Origin of the sequence: Psychroserpens sp. Hel_I_66 (assembly GCF_000799465.1) — a bacterium.
Classification (GTDB): Bacteria; Bacteroidota; Bacteroidia; order Flavobacteriales; family Flavobacteriaceae; genus Psychroserpens.
The window spans coordinates 1,567,356-1,589,834 of the sequence record NZ_JUGU01000001.1 but is presented as its reverse complement, the minus strand read 5'-3'; the positions used below and the strand labels follow the sequence as shown (position 1 = coordinate 1,589,834).

The following is a 22,479-nucleotide window of genomic DNA, read 5'->3' as shown; positions in this document are numbered from 1 at the left end:
AATTGAGACAACTTATAATTTTCATACTGTTCACCTCACTGCTTGTATCGTGCGACTTTTTCAAAGAAACCGATGATAGAATACGTGTGGCTAGAGTTGGTGAAAAATATTTGTATGAAGAGGATATTAAGGATCTGGTCGCAGAGGGAACACCTGTAAATGACAGCATACAAATTATAAGTAGTTTTATAAACCGTTGGGCAACCCAACAACTGTTATTGGCAGGATCGGAACGTAATTTATCTGAGCAAAAACAAAACGATTTTAACAAGCTTGTAGAACAGTACAAGAATGATCTTTATACAAAAGCTTATTTGGAGGCTTTGGTAAAAAAAAGTATTGACACATCGGTTAACATGACTCAAGCCAAAGAGGTCTATGAAGCCAACCAAGAAACCTTTAAACTTAATGAGGAGCTGGTAAAGTTTAGATATATTACAATACCTCAAAACGCAATCAACGAAGATGAAATAATAAAACGCTTTAAGCGGTTCAATATTGAAGACAAGCAATTTTTAGATTCTATCTCTGTGCAGTTCAAAGGATATTCACTAAATGATTCGTTATGGATTAAGGCATCTCAAATCACCGAGAAAATTGCGGTATTAAATTCTGAAAACAAAAAAGAACTGTTAAAAAAATCTAATTTTGTACAACTCAAAGATTCATTAGACCTATATTTGATGCAAATAGAAGACGTCCTTTCACAAAACGATTTGGCGCCTTTAGAGTACGTAAAACCTACAATTAAACAGATTGTCATAAATAAAAGAAAATTAGAGTTGATCAAACAACTTGAAAAAGATATTACTAAAGATGCAATTAAGAATAAACAATTTGAAGTCTATCAATAAAACAATGGTTCTAGCGCTGATTTTTTCAGTTTTTGCTATACATGTAACTACCTCACAAGAAATTATCGAAGATGTCGTTGATACATCAAAAAAACAAAGAGACACAACCAATACAGGCGGTCGTAAAAAGGTAGATGGTGTAGCAGCTGTAGTTGGTGATTTTGTGGTTTTGGATTCTGATATCGATAAAGAATATATCCAATTACAGGCAAGAGGTGTATCTATCAAGGATATTTCTCGTTGTCAACTCTTCGGAAAATTGCTCGAAGACAAATTATACGCTCACCATGCCATACAGGATAGTATAACCGTGAACGAATTAGAAATTCGATCTAATATAGAACAGCAAATCAGTGCCTTTTTAGAAGAAAAAGGAGGTTCTATGGCAGAGCTTTTAGAGTTTTATAATAAAGATAGCGAGCAAAGTTTACGTGAAGAAATGTTTGAGATCAACAAAAACAATAAGCTTGCTGGCGACATGCAAAGAAAAATTGTAGAAGATGTTGAGGTCACACCAGAAGAGGTAAGAGAATATTACAATAGTATCCCTAAAGATTCCTTACCAATATTTGGAACGGAACTTAAAGTAGCTCAAATTATTGTCATCCCAGAAGTGACAGAGGAAGCTAAGCAAAACGTTATTGAAAAACTTAAAGAATATAAAGCAGATGTTATAGAAAATGGCGCAAGTTTTACCACTAAAGCTGTATTTTATTCAGATGATACTGCTGCAAGATCAAAAGGTGGTGCTTACACGTTAAATCGTAAGCGCCCTCAAATGGTAAAAGAATTCCGTGACGTTGCATTTTCTTTACAGGAAGGTGAAATTTCAGAACCTTTTGAGACAGATTTTGGATATCATATTATTTTGTTGGAAAAAATTAGAGGTCAGGAATATGATATCAGACACATCCTGTTACGTCCAGAAATAACAGAGGCATCAATATTAGAAGCAAAAGAGGAAATTACCAATGTAAAGGAACGTATTGAGTCTGGCGATTTAACTTTCTCAGATGCTGCTCGTGAGTTTAGTGATGAGAAAGAAACAAAATTTGAAGGTGGTCAATTAATCAACCCATACACTCAGGATTCTAGTCTTGAGCTTACAAAAATGGATCCTGAACTTTACGGTCAAATCCAAGATTTAAAAGATGGAGAGATTAGTTTGGTTCTTCAGGACCAGGATCGAGTAAACCCAATAAAATTTAAAATATTAACCGTTACAGATAGAATTAATGAGCATGTCGCAGATTTTGCTCGTGACTATCTTAAAATCAAGGCACTTGCTTTACAGGAAAAGCAATTTAAAGCAATTGAAACGTGGCAAGAAGAAAAGATTTTTGATACGTACGTAAAAATCAATGCTGATTACAAAGGTTGCGAATTTAAAAGTAACTGGTTAAAAACAGAAAAAGAATAATTTATGTCTGATGTTGCTGCAATAGAACAGTTTGTAAAAAAATATAAAGCCCTAAAAACCGAAGTAGCCAAAGTCATTGTTGGACAAGATGAGGTTGTGAACCAAATTTTGATTTCTATTTTTTCTGGTGGTCACTCCCTTCTAATAGGAGTTCCAGGATTAGCAAAAACTTTAATGGTAAATACCATCGCACAGGCTTTAGGATTAGATTTTAAACGTATTCAGTTTACACCAGATTTAATGCCTAGTGATATTTTAGGTAGTGAAATACTTGATGAAAATAGACAGTTCAAATTTATAAAAGGGCCAATCTTCGCTAATATTATCTTGGCAGATGAGATCAACCGTACACCTCCAAAAACACAGGCAGCCTTGTTGGAAGCTATGCAGGAACGAGCTGTTACAGTTTCTGGTCATCATTATAAATTAAGTTTACCTTATTTTGTCCTGGCAACCCAAAACCCAATTGAGCAAGAAGGTACCTATCCTTTGCCAGAAGCGCAATTAGACCGTTTTATGTTCGCTATTAATTTAGAATATCCTTCGTTTGCAGAAGAAGTTCAAGTTGTAAAATCTACAACTACAGATGTTAGAGCAACCGTAAATGCATTATTTACCGCTCAAGAAATTATAGACTTTCAAAATGTGATACGTCGTATTCCCGTTGCAGATAATGTGATAGAATATGCGGTTACTATGGTTAGTAAAACACGACCAAAAGCATCAACCGCATCCAATCTTGTTAAAGAATTTGTAGATTGGGGAGCAGGACCAAGAGCCTCTCAGAATTTGGTTTTAGCTGCAAAAACACATGCTGCGATTAACGGTAAATTCTCACCAGATATTGAGAATATTCAAGCTGTAGCATCTGGAATATTACGCCACAGAATTATCAAAAACTACAAAGCAGAAGCAGAAGGCGTAGGTGACGAGCAAATTATCAAAAGTTTATTTTAAATAAATTTAAGGCGACTTATTCCTGCGGGTATTATTTTACTGTTGGGTATTGGAGCAACAATAACAGGTTCGCTTTTTAAAATCCAGCATTGGCCTTATGGCTCAGAAATTTTAACTTTTGGAACACTTTTAGAACTGGTTGGTATTATATTGGCAATTGTTGTATTGATTAAAATGTATCGAGCTAAATAGATATCAGTTCATTAGAAATGGCATATTGCATAAATTCTTTTTCTTCGGAAAACATCTCAATTTAATTCCTATTCTTTGATTCGCATTGGTGGACTAACAGAAGGTCTGGAGGTGAAAAATAAATTCATAGTCTGTGCTTTTCTTATTGTTTAATCACCTTTTATATACTTTCTATTCTTATTCATAAATTCAGAATATACCAACAAGTCCTTATACAAGAAATCGGTCATAAATTTAAATATGCGTTTCGTAGCCAAAAGCGCATCATCAAAATTCCGTAGTAATGTAATTGATGAAAAGTTTTTTTCTTCGGAAAGTGGATCAACTTAAAAAGTAACTCTCTATTCAATTGTATATTTTATGGTAACACTACTATTGTCGTACTTGCTACAGATAGGTTTTGAGAGACTAATGACAGATCTTAGCGATAAATCGAAAATTAAGAACCATTTTAAATAAGAGATAATTGTTAATTTAATAATTATAGTGATGATTTGATGTTAAAAATTTAATTTTATGCTGTATTACTTCCGTTTTATTGATTTATATTTATGTTTATTCACATTTTGTTACATATTTTCAAATCTCCTTTAATTTTTGTAATTTTGTTAACCCGAATTCTCGGGATTTAAAACAAATAATCAACCTTTAAATACAACTTATGGCATTTGATATAGACATGATTAAAAAGGTTTATTCTAATATGACAGAGCGTGTAGATACAGCTCGTGATATTGTTGGTAAACCATTAACACTTTCAGAAAAAATATTATACTCACATCTTTGGGATGGAAAACCGAGTAAAGCGTTTACAAGAGGTAAAGATTATGTAGATTTTGCGCCAGATAGAGTAGCGTGTCAAGATGCAACTGCCCAAATGGCATTATTGCAATTTATGCAAGCTGGTAAAAAAAATGTTGCTGTTCCAACTACAGTGCACTGTGATCACTTGATTCAGGCAAAAAATGGAGCATCAATAGATTTACAACATGCAATAAGTACAAGTAACGAGGTTTTTAACTTCTTAGAGTCTGTATCCAATAAATACGGAATCGGTTTCTGGAGACCAGGAGCAGGTATTATTCACCAAGTTGTTTTAGAAAACTATGCATTTCCAGGCGGAATGATGATTGGTACAGATTCACATACAGTTAACGCTGGAGGATTGGGTATGGTTGCCATTGGAGTAGGTGGTGCAGATGCTGTAGATGTAATGGCTGGTATGGCTTGGGAGTTGAAATTTCCGAAGTTAATTGGAGTGCGATTAACCGGAACCTTATCTGGTTGGACAGCACCTAAAGACGTGATTTTAAAAGTAGCAGATATTTTAACCGTAAAAGGTGGAACAGGAGCTATTGTAGAATATTTTGGACCTGGAGCAAAAGGAATGTCCTGTACAGGTAAAGGAACCATTTGTAACATGGGAGCAGAGATTGGAGCAACAACTTCAACTTTTGGTTATGACGAATCTATGGAGCGTTATTTACGTGCTACAGATAGAGCAGATGTTGCAGATGCTGCAAACAAAGTTAAAGAGTATTTAACTGGAGATGATGAAGTGTATGCAAATCCTGAGCAATATTTTGACCAGGTTATTGATATTAACCTTACTGAGTTAAACCCATTATTAAACGGTCCTTTCACACCAGATTTGTCTACAGCAGTAGGTTCTACAATGGGCGAAAAAGCTAAAAAGAACGATTGGCCTATAAAAGTAGAATGGGGATTGATTGGTTCTTGTACCAACTCTTCTTATGAAGATTTATCTCGTGCCTCGTCGATTGCACAACAAGCTTTGGATAAAGGTTTGAAAATGAAATCTGAGCTTGGAATCAATCCAGGATCGGAAATGGTTCGATACACCACCGAGAGAGACGGGATTTTAGAAATTTTCGAAAAACTGGATGCTAAGATTTTTACGAATGCCTGCGGACCATGTATTGGTCAATGGGCTCGTTATGAAGATCCTAAAAATGCACCAAAAAACAGTATCGTTCACTCTTTTAATAGAAACTTTGCTAAGCGTGCAGATGGTAACCCAAATACACATGCTTTTGTGGCATCACCAGAAATAACTGCTGCGATTGCTCTTGCAGGTCGTTTGGATTTTAATCCAATGACAGATAAATTAATCAATCAAAACGGTGAAGAGGTAATGCTTGACGAACCAACAGGATGGGAATTACCTCCAAAAGGTTTCGCAGTAGATGATAATGGTTACTTAGCTCCAGAAGAGGATGGTAGTCATGTTCAAATCGTGGTTGATCCAGATTCTGAGCGTTTAGAACTGTTGACACCTTTTGAGCCATTAGGTAATGACATTACTGGTGCAAAACTGTTAATTAAAGCTTTTGGCAAATGTACAACAGACCATATTTCTATGGCTGGACCTTGGTTACGTTTTAGAGGACATTTAGATAATATTTCTAATAACTGTTTAATTGGAGCGGTTAATGCCTTCGGGAAAAAGACCAACTTTGTTAAAAATCAATTGACTGGAGAATTTGGTGGTGTGCCAGATACAGCAAGAGCTTATAAGGCTGAAGGAATTAAATCGGTTGTTGTGGGAGATCATAATTATGGAGAGGGTTCATCTCGTGAGCATGCTGCAATGGAGCCAAGACACTTAGGTGTTGCTGCAGTGATCGTTAAGTCCTTTGCACGTATACATGAGACCAACCTTAAAAAACAAGGAATGCTAGGTCTAACGTTTGATAATGAGTCAGATTACGATTTGATCCAAGAAGATGATACATTTAACTTTATAGATTTAAATGAATTTGCTCCAGATAAGCCACTTCATATAGAAGTTGTTCATGCAGATGGAAGCAAAGACACTATAAAATTAAACCATACCTACAATCAAACACAAATTGATTGGTATAACGAGGGTTCTGCTTTAAATTTAATTAAAAAGCAAAACGCAGCATAACATAATAATTTCTTCGGAAATGAGCCTTTGAGAAATCAAAGGCTTTTTTATTTACTAAAACATTTGATTTTAAAGAGTGAAAACTGTACAAGTCTCTAAGCTTAAATTTTAAAATTAGCACCGAAACTTATTTAAAAAAAAAGAAATGTCAAAACCTAAACGAATTAAAACCTCAAGTATCCTATTTATAATAATAATTGCATTAATGATCATACCTCAAACCAGAAAGCCCATTCAAGTATTTTTACAAAAAGGAATTGCAATGATAGTTAAACCGAATGTTATTGATGCTTCGGAAAGATTAAAACTCGAAAATTACGACTGGAAATTAAGTGATCTCAACGGAAATGATTTCGATTTTTCCTCTGCCGAAGGAAAGGTAATCGTCATCAATTTTTGGGCAACTTGGTGTCCTCCATGTATTGCTGAAATGCCTAGCCTTGACAAATTGTATCAGAAGTATGAAGACAATGAAGGCGTTGTGTTTCTATTTGTCTCAAATGAAGAAACTGAAGTCATTGTAGATTTTATTAATGAGAAATCATATACTTTTAAAGCTTATCAGCCTTTGTCAACTTATCCCGAACAATTTAATATAACTTCAATACCAAGAACATTTATCATAAGTAAAACTGGAGAAATCGTGATTGATAAATCTGGTGTTGCAGACTGGAACAGTGAAAAGGTAATAAGTACAATCGATGAATTACTTAAAGCGTTTTAAAGAAAGCTTTGATAAAGCTCCAAGAAAATAGGGACATCATGATTTTTAACTCTTCAGCAAAAGTAGATTCCTCGTCCAAAAAACGAAACATGGTCTGTACAGAGTTTTTATCATAAAACTGTTGGAAAATCCATTCACCTTTATAGTTTTCATCTTTGAGAACTTTTAAAAATACCTTATCATAAAATTTATATTTTCTTCGGAATAATCCTTTTGATGGTACATTCCCAGATCTTAGATTATCGATAATTATCGCTACTTTTTTCTCGGTGTGCTTAAAAGAATAACCTGTTGAACCTTTTACCCAACCACCGCCTGTACCGATTTTTGTAATTTTATTTGTGTTGAATTTTGAAAAATCATAGTTGGTCATTGGGATTTGACCCATTTCGGTCTCTATGATGGAGTAGTTTTCTGTTTTTAAAAAATCGTTTATATAAATTTTGATAAATGAATCGTAAACTGCTTCTTTAACTGTACGCTCTGTAAAATAGGTGAATTCTACCAATGCTTCGTTTTTAGAGAATGGAAGTACGTAGGTAAAAGTGGTCTGATTTCCGTCTTTGAGACGATAATCCATCATTATGACTTTGTTCTCGTCAAAAGTATCTTTATCGGTTTTTATGACCCAACCTTTAAAGTGCTGAATAATTGAAATGGCATCTTTAGATTCCGAAGAAAAGTTTTCAGGAATTCTACTATCAAAAACATGGTTGGCTGTGTAAGAGTTTGTCTCTGTTTCTATATTGACAAGAGTTTCGGTTTCTATAACTGCTGTTGCGCTATCGAGTATAAATTGGATATTTGGCTTTTGTTGGAGCTGTGCTTTAGCTTCCGTATAAAAATCTATGGCACGAATGGTTTTATAGTTATATGGTTTGAGGTTTAGCTCTATGTTTTTTTTGGAGGTTATGACTGTGGCTTTTTCCCATGATTTATGAATGATATGATTCCATTGTGATGGTTCTTGCTCCCAAAAACTCCATGTCTTGTCATTAATAGCTTTGGTTGAGGGGTCTATTAATGCTATTGTTTTTTGTTTAAGGCTCGTTTCCGAAGTTAACTTTAAGGCTAATTGAAGTCCTGCCAGTCCATTTCCTATAATGATATAATCGAAATGGGAACGTAATGTCATAAAAAATAATTAGGTGCTATCTTTTGAAATACTTAAATGGTACAAATAACATCCCAAAGCACTCACCTTTATTTTTGCCAAGATGTTTGTGGTGTATTTTGTGGGCACGTCTCACGCCTTTGGCATACCAGTTATTTGCGTTTCTAAACAATTTAAAACGTTGGTGTATAAAGATGTCGTGCACAACGAAATATGCTGCTCCATATGCCATGATTCCCAGTCCTATAGGTAAACAATACCAGACGCCTTCATAGCTCCAAAGGTAGAAACACACCATACTTACAATGGCATAGAAAATGAAAAAGGCATCGTTGCGCTCAAACCAACTGTCATGGTCTTTGTGGTGGTGATCTTTATGTAGACTCCATAAAAAGCCATGCATGATGTATTTATGTGTAAACCAAGCCATAAATTCCATAATGCTAAAAACGCCTAAGAAAATTAATATCCAATATATAGTTTGCATGTAATTACATTAAATTTAATTGATATTTGACATAGCTCCTGGTGAGCAATTCAAACTTTTTATAATTTGGTACTCTAATTCGAGCAGATTTTATCTCTAAAGCAGGTGTCTTTTTGAGTTTTTTAAGTAGTTGGCTGTAATAGCGATATGCCATAAAAACGCCAAATTTCGCTTCTAAGGGCAAACGTTTAATACCTTCAAGTCCAGCGGAAAAATCATTTTCAATATCCAAAATTATTGCTTGCTTAGAATCTTCGTCTAAGTGGTTTAAATCTGTATTTGGAAAATAGGTACGACTTAAGTCTTCAAAATCTGCTTTTAAGTCTCTAAGAAAATTAACTTTTTGAAAAGCAGACCCCAAACTCATTGCAGAATCTTTCAAGGACTCATATTTTTCGTTATCACCTTTAACAAAAACCTTTAAGCACATAAGCCCAACAACATCTGCAGAACCGTAAATGTACTGTTTGTATTCATCATCTGTTAAATAGGTGCTTTTATGTAAATCTGTACGCATACTTTTCATAAATGCGTCTACTTGACTTTTGTCTATATTGTATTTATGATAGGTCTCTTGAAAAGAGTTTAAAATGGGATTTAAACTAATTTTTTGCTCTAATGCCAATTCTAAATCTTTGGAGAAATTATCAAATAATGTCTGTTTATCGTAGTCGTGAAACGTATCAACAATCTCGTCAGCAAATCTTACAAAGCCATAAATATTATAAATATCCTGACGTATTGAGTCTGACAACATTTTAGTTGCTAATGAAAAAGAAGTACTGTAAGATTTTGTTACGGTCTTACTGCACTTATGGGAAACAGAATCAAAAATTGACTTCATATTAATTACTGTGGTGTTTTTTAATAAGTTCTGCCACTAATTTTCCTGAAATTAATGAAGGCGGAACTCCTGGTCCTGGAACCGTTAATTGTCCTGTGAAATATAGGTTGCTCACTTTTTTACTTTTCAATTTGGGTCTTAAAAATGCAGTTTGTAAAAGCGTATTTGCCATACCATATGCATTGCCCTTATATGAATTGTAATCTTTGATAAAATCATTTACACAAAAGGATTCTTTAAATATAATATTTTTTTTGACGCTTTGAGAGGTTAGATTTTCAAATCTATCAATAATCTTGTTAAAATATGCTTCACGTAGCTCTTGAGTGTCTTCTAATCCTGGTGCTAACGGAATTAAAAAAATGCCAGCCTCTTTGCCATCTGGGGCAGAGCTTTCATCTGTAATAGATGGGAAACTTGCATAAAATAAGGGGTTGTCTGGCCATTTAGGGTTGTCATAGATATCTTTGGCGTGGACATCAAAGTCTACATCAAAAAATAAGGTATGATGGTTTACGTTTTTTAATTTTTTATCAAAACCAACGTAAAATAATAGAGAGGAGGGAGCAAAGGTCTTTTTCTCCCAATAATTTTCAGAATATTGAACGTATTTTGAGTCTAATAGTGTTTCGGTATGATGATAATCTGCTCCACTCAAAATAATATCACTTTTATAAATGTCTCCATTAACAGTTATACTGGTTGCCTTACCATTATCTACGTTAATTTTATCAATTGAGTTTTCTGTTTTGATCTTTACGCCCAAGCTTTTAGCGAGACTTTCCATTGCCAATATAACTTGGTACATTCCTTTTTTAGGGTGAAATGTGCCGATACCAAAATCGGCATAATTCATGAAACTATAGAAGGATGGCGTGTTATCTGGTTTGGCACCAAGAAACAAAACGGGAAACTCTAGAATCATAGCCAGTCTGTCATTTTTGAATTCTTTTCTAACATCCTTTTTTATGGTGCTGAAAAACTGACCTATTTTTTTTATGGTTACGGGAGTGACCAATTCAAATGGAGATACTCCTGGTCTATAAACTAAGTCTTTTATGGCAACGTCGTAATTATTTTGAGCGTTGTCTATAAATTTCATTAACTTTTTGGAACTTCCTTTTTCTTCCGCTTCAAATGCAGCACAAATTTTTTCTAAGGTGTCCTCAATGGTGATGTAATCCTCTTTTCCGAAGTAAACGCTATATGCAGGATTGAGTTTTTCTAAGGTATAGTAATCTTCTGGTTTTTTATTGAAGTCTGAAAAGAATCGTTCAAAAACATCTGGCATCCAATACCAGGTTGGACCTATATCAAACGTAAAGCCATCCTTTTTGAATTGTCTAGCTCTACCACCAATAGTACTGTTCTTTTCGAAAATAGTGACGTCAAAACCATCTTTTGCTAAATAGCATGAGGCAGCCAAAGCAGAAAATCCTGAACCAATAATTGATATACTTTTTTTCATTGTCTAACAAATTTAAAAAAAAGTTAAACAAAGTTAACTTTAGCTGTGAAATTTTATAGTTTTTTAACTAAATTTTTTATGGAATCAAAAGCTTGAATTTGCTTTGGGAGAGTTTTGATGTCTATTTCACTTAACATTCTGCCCAAAATCCAAAATTTTGTATGCGGATGGTTCAATATTGTATTAGTGAATTCATCAATATAAGATTCAATATTATTTTTATCTGGCTTAACTGTAAAGTAAGAGACATATGTAATATCGTCATAGTAGCCTAAAATATCTTTTAAGCTTTTTATTGGTACACTCTGGCCGAGATAGATACTTTGATGGCCACTTGCAATTATTTGATAATTGAGAAACATGAGACCTAGCTCATGAACTTCATTATCTGGTAAATAGAGTACAAATACTTTTTTGGATTTAATTTGATTTTGAGATTGAATTTTCTCTGTGTTTATTAATATCTTTTGTCGAATTAACGTTGTAGCAAAATGTTCTTGAGCGGGTGTAATGGTGTCTGTTTGCCAGAGCATGCCAATTTCAGAAAGTAGAGGGATGAAATCTTCGTAAAATATAGATTCAAAAGATTTTACATCTACTAAGCTGCTATAGGTATCATAAAATAGCTTTTGATCAAAATTAACCATTGCGAGCTTAAAAGTACTCAATGTATGATTGTTGGTTTGATCTTTAATTGCTACTTCTTTTACCAGATCAGGAATTTTCGAACTTTCATAAGATGCTATTTTTGAGATTTTATAGCCATTATTATTTAAATAACTAATATTTAAAAGTTTTTGTAGGCTGCTTAGCGAATAGCATCTAATGTTGGTGTCAGTTCTTTCTGGTTGGAGTAGATTGTACCTTTTTTCCCAAATTCTAATAGTATGAGCTTTTATGCCAGTAAGATGTTCGAGATCCTTTATGCTAAAGGTGCTTTTTATATTGTTCATATTTGGTTTAAGAAGGTTAAACAAAAATAAGCTTTTTTTAACATTTTTCTACTGTTATTTCAGATATAATCAAAAGAATACAACTTATGAACTATTGAAATGAGCAATTGAAATTATATGATTTGGGAAAAATAGACCTTGATAAATATCAATAGAATTGTGATTTTATTAAAGGTTTTAAAGTGATTTAAATAAAGTGCGCACGAGAAGACTCGAACTTCCACGGACTAATGTCCACTAACCCCTCAAGCTAGCGCGTCTACCAATTCCGCCACGTGCGCATTATTTCAGTAAAGATAAAAAAAAAGTTAAGCGAAGTGCTTAACTAATTTTTTGTGACCAGTCTGGGGCTCGAACCCAGGACCATCTCCTTAAAAGGGAGATGCTCTACCAACTGAGCTAACTGGTCAATAAGTTTCTCTAACGAGGGTGCAAATATAAAACGTTTTATTAAAAATCCAAACGTATTATTAGATAATTTTTTGTTTTTTTGTTTAAGTATTAGTTATGTTTTTAATAATCAATTTATAAGAAAAAAATGATTTTATTTTTAGTTGGGTATATGGGTTCTGGAAAATCGCTAATTGGTAAAAGCTTAGCCAATATTTTGGATTTCGATTTTATAGATTTGGATCATTATATAGAAACAAAAGAAAATGCTTCGATAAAATCTATTTTTGAATCTAAAGGTGAAATATATTTTAGAAAAATAGAAAGCCAATCTCTCTTAGATATGCTTTCTTTGAAAAATACTGTTGTTTCTTTAGGAGGTGGAACACCATGCTATGGTAATAATTTAGAAATAATGACATCATCAAAAAATATAAAAACTATATACTTAAAAGCGACTATAACAACATTATCAAAAAGATTGTTTTTGGAAAAATCTAAAAGGCCCTTGATTTCTCATATAGATGATATTGAGGAATTATATGAATTTATCGGAAAACATTTGTTTGAACGTGCACCATATTATGAAAAGTCAAATTATAAAATCAGTACAGATGATAAATCTGTTAACCAAATCATCGAAAAAATTTTATTAGGTCTATTTTAGTATGGCTTTATAATTTTTGCCTGATAATTCAATCTCAATATGCTCTTGAAGAGAAGTAGATAGTGAAATGCCTTTAAAATCTGCCTTAACAGGATATTTTTTGTGATTTCTATTTACTAATACAGCGGTTTTAAATTGTTTTAAGGGTACATCCAGAAAATGTTTTACGCCATAAATCAATGTGCCTCCAGAGTTGAGAACATCATCAATTAGAACTATAGATTTATTTTTATATTCTGCTTCTGTAAGTGAAGTGGACACATTGTTCAAGGGATTTTTTTTGTCAATCACCACTTTACAAAGAATAGGTTTGAGATCAGAAATTTTCTCAAGTGATTGTTTTAGTTTTTTTGCGAGGATAAATCCGTTATCCGCTATCCCAGCAAGAATAATTTCCTCTTCATAAACATTAGCTTCATAAATTTGATAAGCAATACGTTTAATCTTGTTTTGTATCTCTTGATGGTTAAGAATAATGTCTTGAGTAGTATCCATTTTGGCGGTTTATTTTTTCAAAGTTAATAAACGGTTTTGTTAATTTTATAAATCTTCTTCAGGAGTTTCGTAAAAATCATCAAGATCACGTCTGTCTTTTTTTGTAGGACGCCCAACGCCTTTTTTCCTATAGTATTCTTTAGAGTACTTTAGCATTTCATTTGCTTCAAACGCTTCTTTTGGAGTGACGTCGGTAACATATAAATTGACAATTTTAGCGCCAACTCTGCTTTCTGGTAAGTCATTGACTATAAGTTGATAGTTTATTTGGTTTTTTCTGAACTCTATTTTATCAGTGGCATAGACATCTCTACTTGGTTTTGCAGTTTGCCCATTGATTTTTACATGACCCTTTTTACAAGCATTTGTTGCAATACTTCGTGTTTTACAATATCTGGTACACCAAAGATATTTATCTATTCTCATATTAAAACTGTGAAATTGACGTTAATTGTATAGCGCAAAAATATTATATTATTGTATCTTGCGCCTTAAAAATAAGCAATAATCAACAATTCAAATCTCTTTTGAATTTAAGACCATTTAATGACTATGAATTACAAAAATATATTCATATTAATAACCACAATCGCTGCTGTGTTTTTTGCATGTACACCAGATGATGATGAAGTAAGCATTCCACCTCCACGTGATAGAGGAGAACAGCAAATTACAGATGATGAACTTCTTTTAGAATATTTGCAAACCCATTATTATAATAAATCTTTTTTTAGTGATCCTACTATAGATTATTCTAAAGAAGATATTATTATATCAGAATCTCCATTAGATGAAGATGGTAACCCTAATGAATTGTTATGGAATGATGTAACATTAGGTATGACATCATATCTAGAACAAGATTATGTATACTACGTTTTAGATTTAAATCCTGGCTTAGGAGGTCCTCAACCAAATTTCACAGACAATATTAGCATAAATTACACGGGATTATTACAAGATGGAGATATTTTCGACAGTTCTGTCAATCCAGCAGTATTTAATTTGTTAGGTGTCGTACCAGGTTGGAAGGATGTTTTACAGGATTTCAAAACTGCTGAAAGCATATTTGAGAATTCTGATGGTACCGTCACCTATTCTAATTATGGTTTTGGTGTCATGTTTTTACCATCAGGTTTAGGATATTTCAACCAAGGTCAAGTAGGAATTCCTTCCTATTCGAATTTGATATTTAAGTTTGAATTATATGATTCTAGTCCTGTAGATAATGATAGTGACGGTGTGCTCACTCATATAGAAGATGTAAATGGTAATGAGAACATTGCAGACGATGATACAGATGGTGATGGCGTGCCAAACTTCCTTGATGTTGATGATGATGGCGACGGTGTATTGACTATATACGAAGATCTTAACAATGACGGTGATCCAACTAATGATGATTCAGATGGAGATGGGATCCCAAATTATTTAGATGCAGATTCTACTGAGAGTAACCAAACAGATACCTAAATAATTTTTTTTGTTCTAAATAAGAAAATAAAAAAGACGCCATTAGGCGTCTTTTTTTTACTTTTTTTAAATCCGAATCATTACAGGGCAATAGACAAACTCAAAATCAATTGATCTGGTCTGGTATCAATTCTACTAACAGCGCCCTCGCCTAAATTATTACCAATAAAAGTCGCTTCATTTTCACTAAATCCTCTTTCGTATCTCAAATCGATTCCAATTTTATTAAAGTTTAATCCAATTCCAAAATTTAAACCAACCGAAAAATCATCTTCAACATTACCAATATCTATTCCATCAAAATCAGTATCCAAAATATATTGAAAAGAAGGTCCAGCAAACACGCTAATTGGACCAATAATCTTAGCGCCAACTAATAAAGGTGCATCAATCTTTTTAACAACAAATTCATCACTCTCATAATCACTTTTTGTGTTTGTATAAATAAGCTCTGGTCTTAAATAAAAATCATTTCCAATCTTACCAAAGACACCAATATGGTAACCAATGTTGCGATCTGGGTTTTTGGCATTGTCTCCAATAGATTCAAAATAATCGCCATTGGCACTATAATTTAAACCTCCTTTTATTCCAAAAGCGCTCCCTTCTTGCGCATTGGCAGTAAAACATAATAACGTTAATAAAAACGCACTCATAACTAATTTCTTCATAATATTCGTTTTTTGTGATTTAGATGTACAATATCAAAAACGCTGCCAAAGGATAATTATTTCTTTTTCTTCGGAAAAATTAAATCTCAAATAATGTCATAAAACAAAAAAATCCAGCTTAAAGAAACCGGATTTTTTTAATAGGATTAAGATAGATTATTTTCTTTTCATCACTTTTTCTGAAGCTTTTACAATAGCATCAGCATTGAGTCCGTATTTTTCCATCAGGTTTTCTGGAGTTCCAGATTCTCCAAATGTGTCTTGTGTTGCAACAAATTCTTGAGGAGTTGGTTTTTTAGTTGCCAAAACTCTAGCAACACTCTCTCCCAAACCTCCTAAATAATTGTGCTCTTCGGCAGTGACAATGCATCCTGTTTTTGAAACAGACTCTATAATTGCCTTGTCGTCTAAAGGTTTTATGGTGTGGATATTTATGACTTCCGCAGAAATTCCTTTATCATTCAATGTTTTAGCAGCTTCGAGAGCTTCCCAAACCAAATGGCCAGTAGCGACAATGGTAAGATCATTTCCTTCGGTAAGTTTAACAGCTTTTCCTATTTCAAATTTTTGATCTTCCGCAGTGAAATTCGCCACTTTTGGCCTTCCGAAGCGAAGATAAACAGGTCCATGGTGATCTGCAATGGCTAGGGTTGCTGCTTTTGTTTGATTGTAATCGCAAGTGTTGATTACGGTCATTCCTGGCAGCATTTTCATTAAACCAATATCTTCAAGAATTTGGTGTGTTGCACCATCTTCTCCCAAAGTTAATCCCGCGTGAGATGCACAGATTTTTACATTTTTATCTGAGTAGGCAACACTTTGTCTAATTTGATCGTAAACACGACCTGTAGAAAAGTTTGCAAAGGTACCCGTAAATGGAATTTTACCTCCAATGGTCATTCCTGCTGCAAGCCCGATCATATTGGCTTCGGCAATTCCTACCTGAAAAAAACGTTCGGGATGGTTGGCTTTAAATTCATCCATTTTTAAAGATCCAATAAGATCTGCACAAAGTGCAACAACGTTTTCATTGGTTTTACCTAATTCTGTTAATCCCGCTCCAAAGCCTGAGCGCGTATCTTTATTTCCTGTATTTGTATATGTATTCATAGTTATGCCCACTTGAGTGGTTATCTATTTAATTAAAAGTTGTATTAGTAATCTCCTAAAGTTTCAGCATTTTGAGCTAAACCAATTTCCAATTGTTCATCATTAGGAGCTTTACCGTGCCAAGCATGGGTGTGCATCATAAAATCTACTCCGTTGCCCATAATTGTTTTAAGGAGTACGCAAACAGGTTTTCCTTTGCCTGTCTTTGATTTTGCAACTTCCATTCCTTTTAGGATCTCATCAATATTGTTACCTTGATTGATCTCAACAACTGTCCACCCAAAAGCTTCAAATTTTCCTTTAATGTTTCCCATTGGCAAGACAACATCTGTTGGGCCATCAATTTGTTGACCGTTTAAATCAATTGTTGAAATGATATTATCAACATTATTTGCTGCAGCATACATGATGCCTTCCCAATTTTGGCCTTCTTGTAATTCACCATCACCATGCAAGCTATAGACTAAATGTTTGTCGTTATTTAATTTTTTGGTTTGCGCAGCACCTAAGGCAACGCTGAAGCCTTGACCTAATGATCCTGAAGCTACCCGAATTCCCGGTAAACCTTCATGGGTTGTAGGGTGTCCTTGTAAGCGGGAATTTATTAATCTAAATGTGCTAAGTTCATCTACAGGGAAATAGCCAGATCTAGCTAAGACACTATAAAAAACTGGCGAAATATGACCATTTGATAAAAAGAATAGGTCTTCTCCAATTCCGTCCATATCAAAGGTGTCTTTTCTATCCATAATCTCTTGGTAGAGTGCTACAAAAAATTCGGCACATCCTAAGGAGCCTCCTGGATGACCAGAATTTACTTTGTGAACCATTCGTAAAATATCTCTACGAACTTGTGTTGTTAAATCCTGTAATTGTTGTGTGTTTGGCATATAATGAGTGTGATTATTTTCAGCTTCAAAAATAAAGTTTTAATGAGGCTAATCAAAAATAGAGAGCTTGCACTTATTAACGATTTTAGTCAGTTGCTAACAATTTTTATTTAAATGAAATATGAAAACTAGATTTTATGTTTCCGAAGCATAATTTTATTAAATGTTTAAGACCTAAATACGTCTAGATAATTATCTTTGCGCGTTGATGGGCTTTTTAAAGAAGAATATATTTGGCATTTTAGCGATTATAATTGGGATAGTTCTCCTTATCAATTCCATATTGGATATTGATGAGATTCAGAATTTCAATGAATTCATTAAAGTAGGAGAATACATCTCAGCAGAAAAAAACGTTGTGCCAAATCTAATGACTGGTATACTAAAGATGAGTCTTTGGTTTTTACTGTTTTTATTGGTTCCCGTTGTGCTCTCTATCGTTCATAAAAGAAGACAAGCAAATAATAAAATATTGTATGTAGCTATAGTTTTTGTGTTGGCCAATTTTTTGGTTTTCCCTTATTTACTAACCCTATTTTACAATTCAACTCAAAGTATTTAATGAATTTCGAATTAAAAGCAAGTGACCCTCAAAGTAAAGCTCGAGCTGGTGTGATGACAACAGATCATGGTAAGATTGAGACACCTATTTTTATGCCTGTTGGTACGGTTGCCTCTGTGAAAGGTGTACACCAGCGAGAACTTAAAAATGATATTAATCCAGATATTATTTTAGGAAATACTTATCACTTGTATTTAAGACCTCAAACTCCAATTTTGGAAAAAGCTGGTGGTTTGCACAAGTTTATGAACTGGGACCGCAATATTTTGACCGATTCTGGAGGTTATCAAGTCTATTCATTATCTGCCAATCGAAAAATTAAAGAAGAAGGTGTAAAATTTAAATCCCATATTGATGGGAACTACCATGTTTTTACTCCGGAAAATGTAATGGAAGTCCAACGCAGCATCGGTGCAGATATCATCATGGCTTTTGATGAATGTACACCTTACCCATGTGATTACAATTATGCTAAACGCTCGATGCATATGACGCATCGCTGGTTAGAACGGTGTTTAAAGCATTTAGATAAAACGCCTTTTAAATATGATTACGAACAAACGTTTTTCCCAATTGTTCAAGGAAGTACGTATAAAGATCTAAGACAACAATCTGCGGAATATATCGCAAACGCTGGAGCTCAAGGGAATGCCATTGGAGGCCTTTCAGTTGGAGAACCAGCAGAAGAGATGTATGCCATGACAGATGTAGTTTGTGAAATATTACCTTGGGAAAAACCACGTTATTTGATGGGAGTTGGCACGCCAATAAACATTTTAGAAAATATTGCACTTGGTGTCGATATGTTTGATTGTGTAATGCCAACTCGAAACGCCAGAAATGGGATGCTCTTTACAGCTCACGGTAGCATTAACATAAAAAACCTAAAATGGGCAGACGATTTTTCACCTATAGATGAAATGGCAATTACATTTGTAGACACTGAATATACCAAAGCCTACCTCAGGCATCTCTTCACGGTAAATGAATTATTAGGAAAACAAATCGCGACAATCCATAACTTAGGGTTTTATTTGTGGCTTACAAGAGAAGCAAGAAAGCATATCATAGCAGGAGATTTTAGAGAATGGAAAGATAAGATGGTGAAACAAATGGATAAAAGATTATAGGTGAAAATATTAGATTGGTACATATTAAAACGCTATTTATTTACATTTTTGATGATGTTGCTGCTGTTTATTCCCATTGGGATTACAGTAAATCTTGCTGAAAAAATTGGTAAAATATTAGAACGTGAAGTGCCTTTTGGAGCAGTGGCGCAATACTATCTTGATTTTACGATTTATTTTGCCAATCTTCTATATCCAATATTTTTATTTATTTCTGTGATATGGTTCACCTCCAAACTCGCCAATAATACTGAAATTGTTGCATTTTTGAGCTCAGGCGTTTCATTTTGGAGATTTTTAAGACCGTATATGATTGGTGCAACCATCATTGCGAGTTTGGCCTTAATTATGGGATTATATCTGGCGCCAAATGCAAGTAAGGGGTTTAATGAGTTTAAATACAAGTATCTAAAAAATAATGCCAACGTTACCAAAACCACAAATATTTATCGACAAATAAACGATAATGATTACATCTATGTAAGTAGTTTTAATCCTGTAACAAAACGAGGTTCTAATTTTACATTAGAACATTTTGAAGGTAATAAGCTCATCTACAAAATTACTGCGCAATCTATTACAGATCGTGACAGCACATATCGTTTAATAAATTATACAAGGCGAACCTTCGGCAAAACAGAGGATATCATTGAAACTGAAAATAGAAAGGAGATGCAGTTTGAGTTTGATACAGACGATCTAACGCCAGAAGAATATATTGCCGAGACCCTTCAATATGATGAACTTACAAAATTTATAGAAAAAGAGAAGCGCAGAGGATCATCAAACATTGGACGTTATCAAGTGGTGAAGTACAAAAAATGGAGCTTACCGGTTTCAGTATTTATATTGACGATTATTGCAGTTTCCGTGTCTTCGATTAAACGACGTGGCGGTATGGGAATCAACCTTGCTTTTGGGATCACCGTAGCCATGGTATTTGTGTTTTTTGATAAAGTTTTTGGTGTTATGGCATCTCAATCCAGTTTTTCGCCAATAGTTGCTGTATGGTTACCCAATGTTGTTTTTGGTATCTTAGCAGCTTATCTGCTCTTCAATGCAAAACGATAAATTAAAGAATTATCTTCATTTACACCTGCTTGTTTTTATTGCTGGTTTCACTGCTATTTTAGGAGAATTAATATCTATAGGTTCAACTGCTTTGGTTTGGTACCGAATGCTAATTGCAGGAATTTTAATGTACCTATATATTAAAATTGTTAAGCTGAAAATTAAAGTCTCAACAACAGCCAAGCTAAAGTTTTTTGGAGCAGGAATTATCATAGCACTTCATTGGATTACCTTTTTTGAAGCCATCAATCAATCCAATGTTTCAATCACATTGGCCATGTTTTCAACAGGCGCTTTTTTTGCGTCTTTTATTGAGCCTTTAATTTATAGGCGAAAGATTATTTGGTATGAGATCATTTTTGGAATCATCGTAATAATAGGAATATTTCTAATCACGCAAAGCGAAATAAAATACATAAATGGTATTTTACTCGGTATTTCTTCAGCATTGTTCTCAACGTTATTTGCAGTGATCAATGGTCGTTTTATAGCACAACATCGTGCCACCGTTATATCATTTTATGAGTTTATTAGCGGAGTTGTGTTTCTGACATTTTTCATATTGATATTTCAAGGTGGATTTTCTGCGGAATTTTTCACCCTAAAAACATCAGATTGGATGTATTTGCTAATACTGGCATCTGTTTGTACAGCCTACGCGTTTATTGGTTCTGTTGGCGTAATGAAAAATTTAAGTCCTTATACAGTGATATTGACCTATAATTTAGAACCTTTATATGGTTTAGGATTGGCGTTATTTTTATTTCCTGAAACCGAACTTATGAGCACACAATTTTATTATGGTGCATTTTTGGTATTGACCACAGTATTAGCCGATGGCATACTTAAAAATTACAAGACTTATAAAAATCGAAGAGCCTTTACAAATAAACCAGATTAAAGTTTTTATATTTGTATTAACTAACTAATTTTAATTTAAAACTATCAAAATTTCTATGGAATATTTAGATTTTGAATTACCAATAAAAGAACTTCAAGAACAACTTGAGAAATGCGAGTTAATAGGCGAGGAGAGTGATGTTGATGTCACCCAAACCTGTAAGAAAATTGAAAAAAAGCTTCTTGAAACCAAAAAAGAGATTTATAAAAACTTAACAGCTTGGCAGCGTGTGCAGCTGTCTAGGCATCCAGATAGACCATACACTTTAGATCATATTAAAGCACTTTGTGGAGAATCATTTTTAGAACTGCATGGTGACCGTAATGTCAAGGATGATAAAGCGATGATTGGTGGCTTAGGTAAAATAGGAGACCAATCTTATATGTTTATAGGTCAACAAAAAGGTTTTAATACTAAAACGCGTCAGTATAGAAACTTTGGAATGTCAAATCCCGAAGGCTACCGTAAAGCATTACGTTTAATGAAATCTGCCGAAAAATTTGGAATACCTGTGGTCACTCTAATTGACACACCAGGAGCATATCCAGGGTTGGAAGCAGAAGAGCGCGGACAAGGAGAAGCCATTGCCAGAAATATTCTCGAGATGACAAGGCTTAAAGTGCCAATTATTACAATTATAATTGGTGAAGGTGCATCTGGTGGAGCACTAGGGATAGGAGTAGGAGATCGCGTTTTAATGTTAGAGAACACGTGGTACTCAGTAATCTCACCAGAATCTTGTTCATCCATTTTATGGAGAAGCTGGGAATATAAAGAGCGTGCTGCAGATGCATTAAAACTGACTGCTCCAGATATGAAGAAACTCAAGTTGGTAGATGATATTATAAAAGAACCATTAGGAGGAGCACATACAGATAGAAGAGCTGCTTTTTTAGCAGTAAAAGAAGCCATCGAAAAAAATTATGAGATACTTAAAAACTTATCACCAAAAGATTTGGTGAATCAACGTATGGAAAAATACTTAGAGATGGGAGTTTTTAAAGGCTAATCCGTTTTAAAATATAGCATTCATTTAACCGAAGCATTATGTTTCGGTTTTTTTTATGGCTATTAACAATATTAACAAGTTATCAACAGTTAAATTGTTGATGACCTGTTAAGATTGAAGATTTTAAAAATTCAATTTTAGTTTACAATTTATTTACATTCGCAG

General features: G+C 33.8%; 23 protein-coding genes and 2 tRNA genes. 13 read left to right on the top strand and 12 right to left on the bottom strand.

What is annotated here, in order from left to right:
- Positions 1 to 2: 2 nt before the first annotated feature.
- From GQ40_RS07240 to GQ40_RS07215, 6 genes are all read left to right on the top strand, one after another.
- Complete coding sequence (locus GQ40_RS07240) at positions 3 to 854, top strand: peptidyl-prolyl cis-trans isomerase (protein ID WP_316931464.1); 852 nt, start codon at positions 3 to 5, stop codon at positions 852 to 854.
- Positions 817 to 2,274, top strand: a complete 1,458-nt coding sequence (locus GQ40_RS07235) for a peptidylprolyl isomerase (protein ID WP_047547064.1) — start codon at positions 817 to 819, stop codon at positions 2,272 to 2,274. Before GQ40_RS07240 ends, GQ40_RS07235 begins: the two co-directional genes overlap by 38 nt.
- A 3-nt stretch (positions 2,275 to 2,277) precedes the next feature.
- Positions 2,278 to 3,231: an AAA family ATPase gene (locus GQ40_RS07230; protein ID WP_047547062.1), complete on the top strand. Its 954-nt coding sequence runs from the start codon at positions 2,278 to 2,280 to the stop codon at positions 3,229 to 3,231.
- Between the two features lie 42 nt (positions 3,232 to 3,273).
- Positions 3,274 to 3,423, top strand: coding sequence for a GldL-related protein (locus GQ40_RS17920; RefSeq protein WP_410523949.1), 150 nt, complete (start codon positions 3,274 to 3,276; stop codon positions 3,421 to 3,423).
- A gap of 661 nt (positions 3,424 to 4,084) precedes the next feature.
- Positions 4,085 to 6,355, top strand: a complete 2,271-nt coding sequence (locus GQ40_RS07220; RefSeq protein ID WP_047547059.1) for an aconitate hydratase — start codon at positions 4,085 to 4,087, stop codon at positions 6,353 to 6,355.
- Between the two features lie 145 nt (positions 6,356 to 6,500).
- The gene (locus GQ40_RS07215; RefSeq protein WP_047547057.1) at positions 6,501 to 7,079 is read left to right on the top strand and encodes a TlpA family protein disulfide reductase; all 579 of its coding nucleotides are present in this window, start codon (positions 6,501 to 6,503) and stop codon (positions 7,077 to 7,079) included.
- Here the strand turns inward: GQ40_RS07215 and GQ40_RS07210 are convergent.
- The 7 genes from GQ40_RS07210 to GQ40_RS07180 all read right to left on the bottom strand — a co-directional run bounded on the left by GQ40_RS07210 (position 7,066) and on the right by GQ40_RS07180 (position 12,354).
- Positions 7,066 to 8,214 carry a lycopene cyclase family protein gene (locus GQ40_RS07210; protein ID WP_047547055.1) on the bottom strand — a complete coding sequence of 383 codons (1,149 nt, stop codon included), beginning with the start codon at positions 8,212 to 8,214 and terminating at the stop codon, positions 7,066 to 7,068. The two genes, GQ40_RS07215 and GQ40_RS07210, sit on opposite strands and share 14 nt — an antisense overlap.
- 16 nt (positions 8,215 to 8,230) lie before the next feature.
- Positions 8,231 to 8,680 carry a sterol desaturase family protein gene (locus GQ40_RS07205; RefSeq protein WP_047547052.1) on the bottom strand — a complete coding sequence of 150 codons (450 nt, stop codon included), beginning with the start codon at positions 8,678 to 8,680 and terminating at the stop codon, positions 8,231 to 8,233.
- A gap of 4 nt (positions 8,681 to 8,684) precedes the next feature.
- On the bottom strand, positions 8,685 to 9,524 hold the full coding sequence (locus GQ40_RS07200) for a phytoene/squalene synthase family protein (RefSeq protein ID WP_047547050.1): 840 nt from the start codon (positions 9,522 to 9,524) through the stop codon (positions 8,685 to 8,687).
- A gap of 1 nt (position 9,525) precedes the next feature.
- Positions 9,526 to 10,992 carry a phytoene desaturase family protein gene (locus GQ40_RS07195; protein ID WP_047547048.1) on the bottom strand — a complete coding sequence of 489 codons (1,467 nt, stop codon included), beginning with the start codon at positions 10,990 to 10,992 and terminating at the stop codon, positions 9,526 to 9,528.
- A 53-nt stretch (positions 10,993 to 11,045) separates the two neighbouring features.
- Positions 11,046 to 11,945, bottom strand: a complete 900-nt coding sequence (locus GQ40_RS07190) for a MerR family transcriptional regulator (protein WP_047547047.1) — start codon at positions 11,943 to 11,945, stop codon at positions 11,046 to 11,048.
- 197 nt (positions 11,946 to 12,142) lie between these two features.
- Positions 12,143 to 12,226 (bottom strand) — tRNA-Leu (locus tag GQ40_RS07185).
- A 55-nt stretch (positions 12,227 to 12,281) separates the two neighbouring features.
- Positions 12,282 to 12,354 (bottom strand) — tRNA-Lys (locus GQ40_RS07180).
- 129 nt (positions 12,355 to 12,483) lie between these two features.
- Here GQ40_RS07180 and GQ40_RS07175 point away from each other — a divergent pair.
- Complete coding sequence (locus GQ40_RS07175; protein WP_047547045.1) at positions 12,484 to 13,002, top strand: shikimate kinase; 519 nt, start codon at positions 12,484 to 12,486, stop codon at positions 13,000 to 13,002.
- Here GQ40_RS07175 and GQ40_RS07170 read toward each other — a convergent pair.
- Positions 12,994 to 13,497, bottom strand: a complete 504-nt coding sequence (locus GQ40_RS07170; protein WP_047547044.1) for a phosphoribosyltransferase family protein — start codon at positions 13,495 to 13,497, stop codon at positions 12,994 to 12,996. The genes GQ40_RS07175 and GQ40_RS07170 overlap by 9 nt on opposite strands.
- A gap of 45 nt (positions 13,498 to 13,542) precedes the next feature.
- A complete protein-coding gene (locus GQ40_RS07165; protein WP_047547042.1) occupies positions 13,543 to 13,923 on the bottom strand; it encodes an RNA-binding S4 domain-containing protein in 381 nt (126 codons plus the stop codon).
- Between the two features lie 126 nt (positions 13,924 to 14,049).
- On the opposite strand from GQ40_RS07165, the gene GQ40_RS07160 reads away from it, so the two are divergent.
- Positions 14,050 to 14,970 carry an FKBP-type peptidyl-prolyl cis-trans isomerase gene (locus GQ40_RS07160; RefSeq protein WP_052184178.1) on the top strand — a complete coding sequence of 307 codons (921 nt, stop codon included), beginning with the start codon at positions 14,050 to 14,052 and terminating at the stop codon, positions 14,968 to 14,970.
- Positions 14,971 to 15,050: 80 nt separating this feature from the next.
- Here GQ40_RS07160 and GQ40_RS07155 read toward each other — a convergent pair whose 3' ends face one another.
- The 3 genes from GQ40_RS07155 to GQ40_RS07145 all read right to left on the bottom strand — a co-directional run bounded on the left by GQ40_RS07155 (position 15,051) and on the right by GQ40_RS07145 (position 17,641).
- Positions 15,051 to 15,641 (bottom strand): outer membrane beta-barrel protein, encoded by a 591-nt coding sequence (locus GQ40_RS07155; RefSeq protein ID WP_047547040.1) that lies wholly within the window; start codon positions 15,639 to 15,641, stop codon positions 15,051 to 15,053.
- Between the two features lie 156 nt (positions 15,642 to 15,797).
- A complete protein-coding gene (locus tag GQ40_RS07150) occupies positions 15,798 to 16,751 on the bottom strand; it encodes a transketolase family protein (protein ID WP_047547038.1) in 954 nt (317 codons plus the stop codon).
- Between the two features lie 44 nt (positions 16,752 to 16,795).
- On the bottom strand, positions 16,796 to 17,641 hold the full coding sequence (locus GQ40_RS07145; RefSeq protein WP_047547036.1) for a transketolase: 846 nt from the start codon (positions 17,639 to 17,641) through the stop codon (positions 16,796 to 16,798).
- 208 nt (positions 17,642 to 17,849) lie between these two features.
- Between GQ40_RS07145 and GQ40_RS07140 the strand changes: the two genes are divergently transcribed.
- Genes GQ40_RS07140 through GQ40_RS07120 form a run of 5 tightly spaced genes read left to right on the top strand, consistent with a single transcriptional unit; the run spans position 17,850 to position 22,314 of the window.
- Positions 17,850 to 18,203, top strand: a complete 354-nt coding sequence (locus GQ40_RS07140; RefSeq protein ID WP_047547033.1) for a hypothetical protein — start codon at positions 17,850 to 17,852, stop codon at positions 18,201 to 18,203.
- On the top strand, positions 18,203 to 19,333 hold the full coding sequence (gene tgt / locus GQ40_RS07135) for a tRNA guanosine(34) transglycosylase Tgt (protein ID WP_047547031.1): 1,131 nt from the start codon (positions 18,203 to 18,205) through the stop codon (positions 19,331 to 19,333). The genes GQ40_RS07140 and tgt overlap by 1 nt, the downstream gene beginning before the upstream one ends.
- A complete protein-coding gene (locus GQ40_RS07130; protein WP_081990185.1) occupies positions 19,334 to 20,404 on the top strand; it encodes an LptF/LptG family permease in 1,071 nt (356 codons plus the stop codon).
- Positions 20,391 to 21,305, top strand: coding sequence for a DMT family transporter (locus GQ40_RS07125; protein WP_047547027.1), 915 nt, complete (start codon positions 20,391 to 20,393; stop codon positions 21,303 to 21,305). The genes GQ40_RS07130 and GQ40_RS07125 overlap by 14 nt, the downstream gene beginning before the upstream one ends.
- Positions 21,306 to 21,360: 55 nt before the next feature.
- Positions 21,361 to 22,314 carry an acetyl-CoA carboxylase carboxyltransferase subunit alpha gene (locus tag GQ40_RS07120; protein ID WP_047547024.1) on the top strand — a complete coding sequence of 318 codons (954 nt, stop codon included), beginning with the start codon at positions 21,361 to 21,363 and terminating at the stop codon, positions 22,312 to 22,314.
- Positions 22,315 to 22,479: the final 165 nt, after the last annotated feature.